The 14,567-nt window shown below is 50.6% G+C and carries 14 protein-coding genes; 7 read left to right on the forward strand and 7 right to left on the reverse strand.

Features of this window, described 5'->3' with window-relative positions:
- The first annotated feature begins 51 nt into the window (after positions 1-51).
- The 7 genes from ACZ48S_RS07950 to ACZ48S_RS07980 all read left to right on the forward strand — a co-directional run bounded on the left by ACZ48S_RS07950 (position 52) and on the right by ACZ48S_RS07980 (position 8,998).
- Positions 52-1,842, forward strand: a complete 1,791-nt coding sequence (locus ACZ48S_RS07950) for an ATP-binding protein (RefSeq protein ID WP_464212408.1) — start codon at positions 52-54, stop codon at positions 1,840-1,842.
- Complete coding sequence (locus tag ACZ48S_RS07955) at positions 1,839-2,525, forward strand: response regulator (RefSeq protein WP_464212410.1); 687 nt, start codon at positions 1,839-1,841, stop codon at positions 2,523-2,525. Before ACZ48S_RS07950 ends, ACZ48S_RS07955 begins: the two co-directional genes overlap by 4 nt.
- Positions 2,526-2,735: 210 nt before the next feature.
- Positions 2,736-4,157 carry a reductive dehalogenase gene (locus tag ACZ48S_RS07960; protein ID WP_464212412.1) on the forward strand — a complete coding sequence of 474 codons (1,422 nt, stop codon included), beginning with the start codon at positions 2,736-2,738 and terminating at the stop codon, positions 4,155-4,157.
- A 326-nt stretch (positions 4,158-4,483) separates the two neighbouring features.
- Positions 4,484-5,887: a reductive dehalogenase gene (locus ACZ48S_RS07965; protein WP_464212414.1), complete on the forward strand. Its 1,404-nt coding sequence runs from the start codon at positions 4,484-4,486 to the stop codon at positions 5,885-5,887.
- Between the two features lie 550 nt (positions 5,888-6,437).
- Positions 6,438-7,295 (forward strand): reductive dehalogenase domain-containing protein, encoded by an 858-nt coding sequence (locus tag ACZ48S_RS07970; protein WP_464212416.1) that lies wholly within the window; start codon positions 6,438-6,440, stop codon positions 7,293-7,295.
- Between the two features lie 125 nt (positions 7,296-7,420).
- Positions 7,421-8,374 (forward strand): IS110 family RNA-guided transposase, encoded by a 954-nt coding sequence (locus ACZ48S_RS07975; RefSeq protein WP_464214532.1) that lies wholly within the window; start codon positions 7,421-7,423, stop codon positions 8,372-8,374.
- A 12-nt stretch (positions 8,375-8,386) separates the two neighbouring features.
- Entirely contained in the window at positions 8,387-8,998 is a 612-nt protein-coding gene (locus ACZ48S_RS07980) for a reductive dehalogenase (protein WP_464212418.1), read from the forward strand.
- A 105-nt stretch (positions 8,999-9,103) separates the two neighbouring features.
- On the opposite strand, the gene ispE is transcribed toward ACZ48S_RS07980, so the two are convergent.
- From ispE to ybeY, 7 genes are all read right to left on the reverse strand, one after another.
- Positions 9,104-9,952 (reverse strand): 4-(cytidine 5'-diphospho)-2-C-methyl-D-erythritol kinase, encoded by an 849-nt coding sequence (ispE, locus tag ACZ48S_RS07985; protein ID WP_464212420.1) that lies wholly within the window; start codon positions 9,950-9,952, stop codon positions 9,104-9,106.
- Complete coding sequence (gene rsmA, locus ACZ48S_RS07990) at positions 9,939-10,796, reverse strand: 16S rRNA (adenine(1518)-N(6)/adenine(1519)-N(6))-dimethyltransferase RsmA (protein WP_464212422.1); 858 nt, start codon at positions 10,794-10,796, stop codon at positions 9,939-9,941. Before rsmA ends, ispE begins: the two co-directional genes overlap by 14 nt.
- Positions 10,789-11,571 (reverse strand): metallophosphoesterase family protein, encoded by a 783-nt coding sequence (locus tag ACZ48S_RS07995; RefSeq protein ID WP_464212424.1) that lies wholly within the window; start codon positions 11,569-11,571, stop codon positions 10,789-10,791. The genes rsmA and ACZ48S_RS07995 overlap by 8 nt, the downstream gene beginning before the upstream one ends.
- Before the next feature lie 23 nt (positions 11,572-11,594).
- Positions 11,595-12,713: a molecular chaperone DnaJ gene (dnaJ, locus tag ACZ48S_RS08000; protein ID WP_464212426.1), complete on the reverse strand. Its 1,119-nt coding sequence runs from the start codon at positions 12,711-12,713 to the stop codon at positions 11,595-11,597.
- 188 nt (positions 12,714-12,901) lie between these two features.
- Complete coding sequence (locus ACZ48S_RS08005; protein WP_464212428.1) at positions 12,902-13,471, reverse strand: flavin reductase family protein; 570 nt, start codon at positions 13,469-13,471, stop codon at positions 12,902-12,904.
- Positions 13,472-13,496: 25 nt separating this feature from the next.
- The gene (locus tag ACZ48S_RS08010) at positions 13,497-14,066 is read right to left on the reverse strand and encodes a flavodoxin family protein (RefSeq protein ID WP_464212430.1); all 570 of its coding nucleotides are present in this window, start codon (positions 14,064-14,066) and stop codon (positions 13,497-13,499) included.
- Positions 14,063-14,548 (reverse strand): rRNA maturation RNase YbeY, encoded by a 486-nt coding sequence (gene ybeY, locus ACZ48S_RS08015; RefSeq protein ID WP_464212432.1) that lies wholly within the window; start codon positions 14,546-14,548, stop codon positions 14,063-14,065. The genes ACZ48S_RS08010 and ybeY overlap by 4 nt, the downstream gene beginning before the upstream one ends.
- Positions 14,549-14,567: the final 19 nt, after the last annotated feature.

Consider the following 14,567-nt stretch of genomic DNA (forward strand, 5'->3'; position numbering starts at 1 on the left):
GCCTGCTGTATAATGTATTGGTATTAATATTTTCACCGTTGAGGTTATTTTATGGTCATCGCCCGTAAACCGGAAACTGAAGCGAACCGGCACGATAGGTTTGATGACAACTTGTCTGATCCTACCGCTGTACTGCGCATAACCAATCGTTTACTGGAAATCGGCAACAGCCACTCATCCATGCGTCCGCTTCTGGACAGCTTTACAGCCGAGATTAAAGCTATTACCGGCTGCCAGGCGGTCGGCATCCGGGTTCTGGATGAACAGGGCAATATCCCCTACCAGTCCAGTGCCGGTTTCAGCCCGGGATTCTATCGGGAAGAAAATGACCTTTCAATTCATAAAGACAGTTGCGTCTGTGTCGATATTATCAATGGCTACCGGAAACCGCACCTGCGGCACTATTATACTGATTACGGTTCCTTCCTCATGGGCAGTATCACCCGCCACCGCGCCGCTCATCCCAGGCCCACCGGGCAAAAACCCGGCCGCGGCGCCTGTCCTGCGTTCGGCTACGATACCCTGGCCCTGATTCCCATACTCCAGGGAGAGCGTGTTCTCGGTTTGATTCACCTGGTGGATTCCCGTGCGGATGTGATTTCACGGGAGATGGTCAGTCTGCTGGAAAAAATCGCCATGCAGCTGGGTACGGCTCTTTCGCGTGTACAGACAGAAGAACTGCTGCAAAGTTATCGATACCGGCTGGAAGAGATGGTCCAGGAGCGCACCAGCCAGCTGCGGCAGCTGAATGAAAAACTGACCGCTGAAGTCTCCCAGCGCCAGGAGATCAGTGAAGAACTGCGCCATAGCCGGGACAAGCTGCGGCTGATGATCGCCCAGATGCCCTGCATCGTATGGACCATGGATAAAGAGCTTCGTTATACCTCAATGTCCGGCGCCGGATTAAAAACCGCCGGGCGTCAGCCATCTGACCTCGTCGGAAAAACCATTTTTGAATATTCTCCGACTTTCACTGAAGCCTCGCCTTTGGTAAAAGCTCTCAGGCGCGCCTTGAAGGGACAGGCTAATACCTGTGAGCAAGGCTCCGTACTGAACAACCGCATGTTCCTGGTCCATTCTGAACCCATGTACGATAATGACCAAAGCATCTGCGGCGTGGTCGGCGTCAGCGTAGATATCACCGAACAAAAACGCGCTCAGCATGAATTGGCCGCTAAAGAACAGCGAGTCCATGACCTGGTGAAAGCCTACATCAAGGCCCAGGATGATGAACGTGAGTGGCTTTCGTTGGAGATCCATGACCGCATCATCCAGCCGATGGCCGCTGTGTTCCAGCAGCTCCAGGGGGCTTTGCCGCTTATTGATGAGTGTCCGGACAGTCGCCCCAATCTGGAAAGGGCTGTCGAGCTTACCGATACGGTAATCCGGGAAACACGCGCCGTCATGAAAGAACTCCACCCCACCACGTTGAACCGTTACGGGCTTCCCAAGCTTATTAATGAGGAGCTTAAACACTTTAAAGCCGAAACCGGTTGCCGGACCAGGTTTAACTTGACTGATAATTACCAGGGATACCCCACGCTGGAAAAAACCTTCTACCGCGTTTTCCATGAAGCCCTGCTCAATATCCGAAAATACGCCCGGGCTTCCCAGGTAACAGTTTCGCTGAAGAAGATTGATGATAAGCTGGAATTAGGAGTAACAGATAACGGCATCGGTTTTGAACCGGAGAAACTGACTGATGAGCCCGGTGGTCTGGTCTGTATGCGCCGGCGCACTGAACTGCTTGGCGGAAGTTTCAATATCAGGAGCCGCCCCGGCAAAGGCACCAAAATAGTCTCCAGGCTGCCGTTAAATAATCTTTCCGCGGAGTTGCCATGAATAATGTCATTCCCATGGACAAGGTAAAACAGGACCATATACGGCTTCTCATTGTCGATGACCATGACGTGGTTCGCGAGGGATTGCGCACCGTTTTTACCAGAGCGGATGATATTGAACTGGCCGGGGAAGCCAACAGCGGACAGATGGCCATCACCCTGGCTGAAAATCTCAACCCCGACGTTATACTGCTTGACCTGAAAATGCCGGGTATGGACGGTTTCGCCACCGCCAGGTCTATCCTCGAAAAACACCCAAATATTAAAATAATCATGCTGACCGGCTATGAAAGTGACCTTTACGCTAGTGAAGCTACTGATATAGGCATTAAGGGTTTCATGGGCAAAAACACTCCCAGGTCTCTGTTGCTCAACAGCATTCGGGTGGTTCATGCCGGTGGCACTGTCTTTAACTACACTGACGTATTGCAGACGGAGAGGGCAGAAGGCCCTTCCATGCGAAGCATTTCCGGTACTTCAAGCTCTCCCGGTGTTGTATTAAAACCCCGGGAAAAGGAGCTGCTGCCACTGCTTATCCAGGGCTTGACCAATAAAGAGATAGCCCAGCATCTTGGTCTGGCTGAAATCACGGTTAAAAAAATCAACTCCCAGTTGTTCAAAAAACTGAACGCCTCCAACCGCACCCAGGTGGCCCTGGCCGCTAAGCAGCTGGGTATTAACTAGCGCCTTTACCCCCTCGCATTTCCAGCTTTATCGAACTGAGAAAAATCCACCGTATATTCTTTCGTCGCTTCTATTTATACTATAGTATATATACTTTAGTATACTTTTAAAGTATACGTAATGCTTAGAGCCACTAGTCCTTTTGGACGATGTTTTCTGATAATTTTCAGTTTATACTTGATAATAAATAATAATATGAAGGAGAGAACTATGCCCAAATTCCACAGCACGGTTTCGCGCCGTGATTTCATGAAAGGTCTCGGTCTGGCCGGTGCCGGTCTCGGCGGCGCCGCCTTGGTTGCACCCGGTTTCCAGGATCTTGATGAAGCCGTAGGCGTCACCAACAACAGCCCCAAGCCCTGGTGGGTTAAAACGGTTGACCAGCCCGCGGTTGACGTTGACTATAGCCTGATGGAGCGCTATGACCAGCGCGAAGGCGCCTTCGTCGACGGCCAGGCCAAGTGGTTCGGCAACGGCGACATCGCCAAGGGTGCTCAAATACTCCAGGAACAAGGCAGACTTGCCAGTGCTCTTGGAGATCAGTATTTCCAGGAAAGCAAACCTGGATATGCCTTGCGGGATAAAGCCCTGACCAGTGCCCGTAGTGCCATGAGGGCTGGTTACAGCTTTTTAGGCCGCCGTCAGGCTGCTACCCCGGCTGATAGAGGCGTTTCCAAGTGGCAGGGTACGCCGGAGGAAAATTTCCGCATGCTCCGCAACGCCGCCAAGATCTGGGGCGCCACCCATTTCAACGTAGTCGAACTGGAACCAAGCACCACTCGCAAATTTGTCTGGTCCTGGGATCATGACCGCAGAAAGATTGAGTTCGAAGATATTGAAGAGCCCTACATGACCGATACCAAGAAAGCTATCCCGAATTCCGTACGTTACGCGGTGGTGTTTTATGTACCGGGTTCAACCAGGACCAACACTAGGATAGAAGAGGCCATGGGTGACATCGCCCGTTGCTACGAGCATTTCTTCAACATCCAGAACCAACTGATGGAGTTCATCAGAGGGCTCGGTTATCAGTCAGTCGGCCAGACCGGCAATAACTCACTTACCACCAAAACAGCTCTGGCCGTACTTGGCGGCAGCCACGAACAGTCCCGCATGCTCAGCGCTATCGCGCCGATTGCTGGCCCGTCACCACGCCCCGGCATGATCTTTACCGACCTGCCCCTGGCGCCCACCAAGCCTATTGATGCCGGCATCCACCGTTTCTGCGCCACCTGCATGAAATGTGCTCATGTCTGCCCCACCGAATCATTGTCATTCGAAAAAGAACCTACTTATGAAATCATCGGCGGCTTCAATATGAAAGGCGCCAAGCGCTACCAGGTCAATGGTGCTACTTGCCGCGCCGGGGCTCTTAACGGCGAAGTTAATCCCTGCCGTCTGGGCAACTGGAACACCTGCATGCGCCAGTGTACCTTCTCCAAGCTGGACGACGCTATCATTCATGAGGCTATTCACATGACGGTATCTACCACTTCATTATTCAACGGCTTCTTTGCCAATATGGATGAGTTGTTCGGCTACAATACTCCCATTTCACCTGACGAATGGTGGACGGAAGATATGCTGCCCTTTGACCAGGATCTCACCCAGGGACAGTGGACCGGAACTTAATTCTAACCAGGCTATATTAGCTTCCTAACAGAGAAGGCTCGCTTGAAAGCGAGCCTTCTTTTTGCTTCCTAAAATGAATCCCTCACCCAAATTATTTTTCCTCATTGTCCTTAAGTATACATACTCCTGTATGTCATCTATTTATACGAAATGCTTAGAGTCACTAGTCCTTTTGGACGATGACAAGATGGTATATCCGATATATCCTAATGTCAACGTTAGCAATATTAATATTAAGGAGAATCGCCAATGGAAATGACATCCGGGAGAGACCGGAGAGCACTCTGAAAAACTTAATGAGGAAACGCTTTAAAAAGGAGGATTAGATGTCTAAATTTCATTCAACAGTAAGCAGAAGAGATTTTATGAAAGGCCTTGGTCTGACTGGTGCCGGGTTAGGCGCAGCTTCATTGGTCAATCCAGGATTTCAGGACCTAGATGAGGTCACATCCACTGGTGCGGATTGGAAACGTGACTGGTGGATAAAAGAAGTAGACAACCCCACCATAAATATTGACTGGAGTCTTGTAAAGCGTCTGCAAAAAAATGCTTTCAGTTATGCCCGCTACAACGGCGATCATCCAGATGCTATACACACAAAAGAAAATTACAACAAACTGATCAAAGCCTATATTCAGAAACATTACCCCAATTTTTCCGGTGATACAAGCCGTGACCCATACGGAGATATAAAAAATGAAAACTATTCACCAAAAAGTGTAAGGGATATAGCTTTCAATAGAGCGGCAAGAGAAGGTCGGCTTTCTGGAATTGACTTGTATTATGAACCCACACAGGTGAAAAGTCCTGAAGAAATTGGAATGCCTAAATGGGATGGCTCGCCGGAAGAAAACCTGAAGATGCTGCGTGCCGCTTTCCGTGTTTTTGGCGCCATGGAAGTAGGTTGTGTAGAGCTTGACTCTAATACTCGTAAATTGATCTTTGCTGACAACGGCAAGGTTCCTTACGTATTTGAAGATGTGGATAAACCTTACATGACTGATACCAAATGGGTCATCCCCAATAGTTACAAATATATGATCGTCTGGTCGGAAATCCAGCCCACCCAGTTGACTCACCGAAATCCATCCACCCTCGGTAAAGCCGGAAAGCAATTATCTTACACGAGGATGCCTATGTTAACCCGTCAAATGTATGCGTTTATCCACGGTCTGGGCTACGGGCATGTTAACGGTTATAGCGGCGACCTGGCGCCATCTAACCCCTTCGGCATTTTAGCGGGCATGGGCGAACACAACCGGATGGCTTACCCTGTCATTGCTCCCAAGTACGGCTCTCTATTAAGAGGTATGAATCGTATCCTTACTGATATGCCGGTTGCCCCTACCAAACCGATAGATGCCGGTATGAACCAATTCTGTGTTGACTGTATGATTTGTGCGGAAGAATGCCCGTTCCAGGCACTTTCTTATGAGGACAAATCATGGGAAGGTCCGGAATATCAACCTACCGGTTTTGAAGGCTGGCGGCTTGACCTCCACAAGTGCCCATTCTGTGATGCCTGTCAGGCAGTCTGCCCCTTCAATTCACTACCTAATGCCATGGTTCACGGCTTAGTCAGGGCTACAGCCGCCATGACCCCCCTGTTCAACAGTTTCTTCGCTTCAATGGAAAAGACCATGGGCTATGGCTTCAAAGATCCAGAAACCTGGTGGGATCTTGAAAGCGAACCCACTTATGGTGTCGCCCCGGAATTTATCAGAAAATAAACCCTGTCTTAACTGCCATACAGTTAGAAAGAGGCGGTTCGGATCAACCGAACCGCCTCTTTCTTTATTTTTAACCTTTCTCATCATTGTTGGTAATTGCCTGTTGTTTTAATACTTCTTTTTTATACTCTTGTATATATCCTTGAGTATATCATCTTATTATACGAAATACTTAGACTGATTAGGCCTTTTGGCCGATGTATTTTACTGATAATGATGTTACCTTAATGTTCGAGAGGTCAAAATTGTGATAGGTACAAATTCAAGACCAAATACTGAACAAACACAAAGAAACCATGATATCTTCGAATGTTATCTAACCCACCTAGACGAATCTATCTCTGATGTTGCCAAGATATACCATCTATCACCCCAGCGAACTCACTTCATAATCCATCGCCAGTTTCGTAACGAATCTACTAAATCAACCAGTGTATTGATGGAAATCCAAAAGAAAGGAGGACAAGTATAGCAATTATCACATGGGAAATATCAAGTGGTATTTAGGAATACTGCAAACAAAATCAAAGGGTGAACAGGGGGAATTAATATGTCTAAATTTCATCCAACAGTAAGCAGAAGAGATTTTATGAAAGGCCTTGGCTTGGCTGGAGCCGGATTGGGCGCGGCTTCGTTGGTGAATCCTGGTTTTAAGGACCTGGATTCACTAAACGAAACAAGTGAATCTATACAACAATACCCTTGGTGGGTAAAACGAAGGGAAAGCTATTCATCCACAACAGATATAGATTGGACTGTTTTACAACGCTATGATAAACGCAAACATGATTTGACTGCCCCTGCCCGTGACGGTACAGTAGTGACTTCCGAGGATTTTGCTAACGGTAATGACCTAGGACAACAACGTACAAAACAATGGATCAGCGAAAAGAAGCCCGCTTTTAGTTTGCGTGATCACTCATTGTTATGGGCAACAAGACAAAATAGAATGAGCTCTTCATTTTTACCAGCTCAAAGCACTCCATCACCAGAAAGTTTAGGTGTAAATAAATGGGAAGGTTCACCAGAAGAAAACAGCGCTATGATTCGTGCTGCAGCTAGATTATTCGGTGCAGCGGAAGTGGGCTTTTTGGAACTCAATGATAAAACAAAACGGTTAATTTTCTCACACGATGGAAGAAGGAGCATTGAGTTTCAAGAAGTAGATGCTCCTTCTGAAACAGCAACTAAAAGAATCATTCCTAATAAATGTAAATGGATGATAATACCTCTGACACAACAGTCCCAACAAACATACCGTGTGGGAGCACCCGGGCATTTAGGTCGTGCAACCGTAATGGATGCTTATGGAAGAGCAGGAAAACTTAACTTATGTTTACAAGATTTCCTTGTATCTTTAACTAGTAGTAAAATATCTGGTGATGGGAGACAGATCGGTAATTTCTAGGTGCCCCAACACCGTCATTTAGCAAGGTCGTCTCCCGAATAATCCCGGAAAGCCCGGACAGTTGCAAGGGTTAAACAAGCCCGCATCTGCAAGGATGGGATAAGGGAAAAAGGAGATGCATGGATATGGAAAGTTTTGTCGGCATTGATATCTCTAAAGCCTCTGTCGATGTAGCGGTACACCAGAGCAAGGAACACTGGACCTTTACTAACGATGAAAATGGCATCAAAAAGCTGGTTAATCTGATGCGCAAGGTTTCTCCCAGCCTGATTGTCATGGAGTCCACCGGCAGCTATGAAGTCGCAGCTGCTTATGAGTTGGATGCCCGCGGCTATGCTGTTGCGGTGGTCAATCCCCGCCATATCAGGGACTTCGCCCGTTCTACCGGTCTGCTGGCCAAGACGGACGTCCTGGATGCCAGAGTTATCGCCCGCTTCGCCGCCACCATTAAGCCGGCACCTCGTGTCTTGCCGGATGAGGAGGCCCAAAGACTGGCGGCAATCATGTCCCGGCGCAGGCAGGTGGTAGCTATGTTGACAGCGGAAAAGAACCGACTGGGTCAAGCAAACCATAATGTAAAAGAACGGATTACGCAGCATATAAGCTGGCTGGAACAGGAGCTGGATGATCTCAATAAAGAATCGGGTAGTATGATAGAAACCAATCCTGAGTGGAAAGAGAAAAGTGATATCATGCAAAGCGTACCAGGGGTCGGCCGTAATCTGGCGCTTACATTGCTTTCGGACCTGCCTGAATTGGGTACTCTGAATCGGAAGCAGATTGCGGCATTGTGCGGTTTGGCTCCATTCAATCGTGACAGCGGGCAAATGCGAGGCAAACGGTCTGTCTGGGGAGGCCGGAGCAGCGTGCGTGCCGCTGTTTACATGGCAGCCTTTTCGGCTGTTCGCTGGAATCCTTTGCTCAAGGAATTCTATCAGCGTCTGGTGGACTCGGGCAAACGGCGCAAGGTGGCTATGGTAGCCTGTATGCGTAAATTGCTCTGCATACTGAACGCCATGCTGAAAAACAGGACTATTTGGAACGTCCAAATTATTCATCCGCTGGTTTCTTGTCCTTAGTTTTCATTACAGTTGCTAAATGGAATTGGCTATCTCGGTATCAATGGGTCTCCAGGGGCGATTATCGGTTTGAGTGATATGGCCGGCTTGAGTGAGTTGGGAAGATTCATGTTGGCCATTTCACCTGTATATGGAGCGATGATACGTAAACCAGACGTTATCTTTACGGAATTACCTCTTGCACCTACTACTCCTATCGATGCCGGAATAAATCGTTTCTGTTATACCTGTATGAAATGTGCTGAAGCTTGTCCTTCATCATCTATCCCAACTGAAAAAGAACCCTCATGGGAAGTAATGGGCCCTTGGAATAATTCAGGTTATAGATGCTGGCATTTAAATCGAGCAACTTGTTATGCACAGTGGGGACCATACGGAACAGATTGTGGTACTTGTCAATCAGTTTGCACATTCCATAAGGGTTATGGCGCGGGCATACACGAAACGGTAACAGCTATTTCCGCAACAACAAGTATGTTTAATGGGTTTTTCCGCACGATGGATGATGCTTTTGGCTATGGCAAGGCGTTTTATCCTGATAAAGGCGAGTTTAACCCAGAAGCTAATGACTGGTGGGGGTACGATTTGCCTCCTTATGGTTTATACACAAGACCCAACTATTAATTATCTAGTGGAGATTATTCCACAATTAGGAAGGTGATTAAATAATCACCTTCCTAATTAACTTTTCAAACTGCCTTAAGTTAACTAATAATTCATATTTATTCATTAATCTATTTTAGCCAAATACAACAACACCCCTGTTCTATCTACCTTAGAATAGACATGCTCCGCCTCAAGCTTTCCCCTATGCAAACTGAAAAGTGCCGGGCCGGCGCCGGACAGATGCACCCGCCGTGTCCCGGCATCAAGCAGCCGCTTCTTCAGCGCTTCAAGCCCAGGCCAGTTGGCAAAAGCTACTTTTTCAAAGGTGTTGCCGTAGAAACGGTCGAACATATTGCGGCCTTCTATCAGTGCTTCGGCAAATTCTTCCGTCCGGGAACCGTCGCTGAAATCTTCACGCTTCAGCAGCCCGTACAGCCGCCCAGTTTTATTATCAACCTCAGACTCTGCCTCCGGTACCACGACCACCGCCCAATGCGCCGGGAAAGCCCTGAGCGGACTGACTATTTCCCCTCTGCCTTCAATCAGCGCGGTGCCGCCGTAAAAAAGAAACGGCACATCCGAACCCAGTTCGGCGGCCATCTCCATCAGCTGCCCGCTGCCCAGGCCCAGCTGCCACAGGCGGTTGAGTCCTTTCAATGCGGCGGCAGCACAGGAGGAATCTCCCCCCAGTCCGGCGGCCAGCGGAACCCGCTTGGCCACCCTGATACGGACGCCGGTACTAACTTCATACCGGCTTTGCAGCATCAGGGCTGCTCGGGAAACGAGGCTCTTACCGGCATCCCAATCCGGCTTATCTGCCCGGATATCCAGTGTATCAGCCTGGCTGAATTCCAGTTCATCAGCCAGGTCAATGGTTTGCACCACGCTTTTGATATTATGGTAGCCGTCAGGGCGCTTCCCCAGTACTTCCAATGCCAGGTTTATCTTGGCCGGAGCCTTAATACTGAACATCGCTGAGGTTCCAACTTTCCAGTAGTTTAAGCCACTCATCAATGGCCAGCGTCTCCGCCCGCCGCGCCGGGTCAATTCCCGCCTGCCGCAGTAAAGCAACTGTCTCTGCTTTATCGATGTCCAGACCTCCCGACAGGGCATTGGCCAGCTGCTTGCGTCTGGTGCCGAACCCGGCCCGAGCCAGGGCAAAAAATTGTTTCTCCTGCTCAACCGGCAGCCGACGCTGGGGTAATACGTCAATCCGCAGGATAGCTGAAGCAACTCTTGGCTGGGGGTAAAAACAACCGGCGGGCACGGTGCTGACCCTCTTTGGCACCCCATAAAACTGCACACTGAGGGCTAACAAGCTCATCTCCGGCGACTTAGCCGTAATCTGGCCGGCCACCTCCTTTTGCACCATAACCACCAGGCGCTGCGGCTGGTGCGCCGCCTCGAGGAAATAGCGCAGCGTGGGCGAGGTTATATAATACGGCAGGTTAGCCACCACCTTGTAAGGCGATGAGCCGGCCAGCCTATCCGGAGGGGTCTCCAGGATGTCGCCGGTAATAATTTCCACGTTCGCCAAATCAGCCAGCGTTTCCCGAAGCGAACCAGCCAATCCAGTGTCAATCTCCACCGCTGTTACTTTACCGGCTTGTTCCGCCAGTGCCCGGGTAAGGACGCCCGGCCCGGGGCCGACTTCAATGACATGGTCACCCGGTTCAATTCCGGCAGCCCCGATTATCTTGGATAAAACCCCGCGGTCAATCAGAAAATTCTGCCCCAGGCTTTTTCGGGCGGCCAGGCCGTAACGCTCCAGCAGGAGGCGGGTTTCCGCGGTTAAAGACAACGGATGCTCAGTCATTACAACCTATCTCCAACCGGGTAACCAGGCTCATCGGCAGATTGTAAGACATCATTTTTTGCTGCACCGCCGCAATGTCATACGGCACCCGGTGCAGCTTAATCCTGGCGGTCTCCGTGTCATAAAGGGCATAAGCCGAGCGCGGGTCTCCATCACGCGGCTGGCCGACACTGCCGGGGTTGATGATGAAACGGCCGCTGTCGATAAACAGGTCGGCACCGGGCTCAAAAGGTAAAGAGCTGACAGCGCCACTGTCGGATTGCTTGAAAACCGCCGGGATGTGGGTGTGTCCGACCAGGGCATGACGCGTTTTCATCAGCTTGAAGTTCTGGCGCGCCTCAAGCGTCGAAAAGATATACTCAATATCGGGCTGCCGCGGACTGCCGTGGGCCAGGGTGAACCCTGCGGTTTCCATGGTAAAAGGAAGCCCAGACAGGTAGCGGATTTCCGCTTCTCCTAAGTGCGCCGCCGTCCAATTGACCGCCGCCGCTGCCTGGGGATTAAAACTGAAAGCGGTTCCGGCATGCGCCGCGGCTGCGTCATGATTGCCGGCAACTACCCTGGCCGGCAATTGACGGATCTTTTCAATGCAGGCTTCAGGGTCGGGACCATAACCGACGTTATCACCCAGAACCAGGTACTCATCCGCTCCGCCATGGCGCTCGATATCGGCCAGCACCGCCGACAGGGCTTCAAGGTTGGAGTGAATATCAGCCAGGATAGCGTAAATCATAAAGCCAATGATACCATACAGCCGGCCTGCGGCGGCATACACCGAATCAATTTATTTATTATAGGTCATGAGCCGGCTTCGGGTTCATTCTCCGGTTCTACCGGCGTTCCCAGCAGCTTGGCCATCTCTTCAAACATTTTCTTCTGCTTGCGGTTAAGTTTCTCCGGCGTCACCACTTTAATCTCCACCCACTGGTCACCATAAGAAGAGGTGCGGTTCAATATCGGCATGCCCTTGCCTTTGAGGCGCAGTACCTTGCCGCTCTGCACACCGGCCGGAACTTTGAGCTTAGCCGGTCCGTACAGGGTAGGAACTTCAAGTTCAATACCGAGGGCCGCCTGGGCGAAATTAAGCGGCAGCTGGTAAATTACGTTATCACCATCGCGCCGGAATTCCTTGTGTGAAGCCACATTGACCGTGATGTAGAGGTCACCGGCTCCGCCGCCGCGCTCACCCAGGTTGCCGCCGCCGCTGATGCGTATCTGGTTGCCGTTGTCAATCCCGGGCGGTATCTTGAATTTGATGGCCCGGGCAATCCTTTCACGCCCGCTGCCCTTGCACTTGGCGCACGGGTCGCTGATAATCTGTCCTTCGCCGCGGCACCGGGGACATGTAACTACATTGGTAAAGCGGCCGAAAACGCTGCGCTGCACCTGGTAAACCTTGCCCTGTCCGCCGCAGTCGGCACACTTGGTCGGAGTGGTGCCTTCCTTGGCTCCGCTGCCTTTGCAGACTTCGCAGGCTTCAACCCGCTGGATATTTATCTCTTTCTCGACACCGGTTGAGGCTTCCTCGAGGGTAATGCTGGTTCGATAATTAAGGTCCGTCCCCCGCCTCGGCGCCTGCCGTCCCATGCCTCCCATGCCGCCGAAGAAGGTTTCGAATATCTCGCCCAGTCCGCCGAAACCAAAATCTTCAAATCCACCGGCACCGCCGGCGCCGCCGCCGAACGGCCCGCCTTCAGCTCCGGCGTGTCCGAACCGGTCGTAACCGGCACGCTTGTTGTCATCACTGAGAACAGAATAAGCCTCGTTGATTTCCTTGAATTTAGCTTCGGCATCGCCGTCTTTATTACGGTCAGGATGATACTCAAAAGCCAGCTTGCGGAAAGCCTTTTTTATTTCATCCTTGGAGGCGCCCCGGGCCAGGCCCAGCACCTCATAATAATCTCTTTTCATTACCATGCTTGAACAAACCTCGTTGAATGTTGAATAAGACTAAACCTTAATTTTAACGCTTTTTGCCAAAAGATGCCACGATTAAATACCGCGGCATCGGCAGACGGTCATAATTTCAGAAAAACCCGGGCGTGGTATGAATACAAGCCGATAGAAATACGTTCGGCTTTTCGTACAGCCGTGAGCAGTCCGTACTATTTTTTTAATGCGTTGCCTACGCTGAAAGCCTTGCCGACCACTTCACCCAGTACCTGGTACTGGGATTGGGCGGTAGTATAGACCAGCGGGTTTATCTTGGTAACATCGGGGCGGCCGTTGGTCAGGCATTCGTCAGAAATATAGCATTCGGCAATCCGCCCGATAACCAGTACATGGCTGCCCAGGTCAACCGTGCGGTGCAGTTCACATTCCAGGTTCACCGGACAGGCGTCAATCATCGGCGCGCCGCACAATTTACCGGTGACAATCTTGAAATTACAGTCAGCTGTTTTATCGGTCTTGGCCCCGGACATCATGCCGCAGTAATCCACTTCCTTTACCAGGTCGGCGCCGGGAACATTTACCGAGAAACAGTTATGCTCCAGTATGCCTTTCAGGCTGTAGCGGGTGTGCCGTATGGCCACTGAGACCATCGGCGGATCACCACAGGCGATACCGCCCCAGGCTACGGTAATAAAATTAGGCTTTCCGTTAACCTGGGAACCCACCAGCAGAGCCGGCATAGGGTAAAGCAGTGACTGAGGACCAAGTTTTATCTTTGCCATGAAATCTCCTTTAAGAACCCAATCCCTATTCTACCAGCTTCTGCCCCGCTTCAAAAGCCTGCTCCAAAGCCCCAGGCACCCCGGTAATGGCGCCGGCTTCATCAACACCGGCAAACAGGAGTTCCCCGGCATATTCAATATCGAGCACCGCGAAAAGCGCCTTGACGGTAACCCTGGCCGGGTCAAACAGATTACGGCTGCTGCGTCCACCGGCGGAAATAAACAAACCCCGGCGCTGCTTGGCCGGCTCCAGGGGCGGCAGTTTCATCTCGTATTTTCTGACCCAGAGGCACTGGCAGCGATCAATGGCTGCCTTCAACTGCGCCGTAACCGACATGAAGTGCAGCGGAGAAGCCACAATAATCCGGTCAGCCTGTCGCAGAGCGTCATACACCTGGGTCATATCATCATTTATCCTGCATTCACCGGTGCGTCGGCAGTAATCACAGTGGATGCAGCCGGCAATATCAAGATCAGCTACTTCTATTAGGCTGGTTTCGGCTCCCCGGCTCCGGGCGCCGCGCATCGCCTCATAAAGCAATTGACCGGTGTTGCCTCCCAGCCGGGGGCTGCCTGAGAGTCCAATAACTTTCAAGACAATAAAGGCTCCAGTTGCTGCATGATTTCCAGTTCCCGGGCTTCCATTATTTCGGCATCAGCCGCTATTTTATGATCAAAACCCAAAAGGTGCATGATACCGTGTATCAGCAGGCGGGCCAGCTCAGTCTGTAAATTATAATCGTATTCAGCTGCCTGGATTTCCGCCTGGGGCAAAGATATAACCAGTTCACCCAGGTGAAGAGGGCCTTCGGGGTCCGAAGGGAACTCTATATCGGTGGTGGCATTGTCGGCCGCCTCTTTGACGTAAAAAGAAAAGGACAGCACATCAGTAGGTTTATTCTGCTGCCGGTAGAGGCGGTTTAATTCACGCATCTTTTCCTGGCCGGTGATATAGATGCCCATTTCCGAGGATGCCTCGGCGCATTGAGCTACCAGTATCTGCCGGGCAACACCGCGCAGCCAGGGAACCGATATTTGTTTCTTATACTCTCTATCAACGGTAATATCAATTTTCATGGTGAATATTCATCATAAC

This window comes from Dehalogenimonas sp. NIT-SK1, assembly GCF_055384165.1.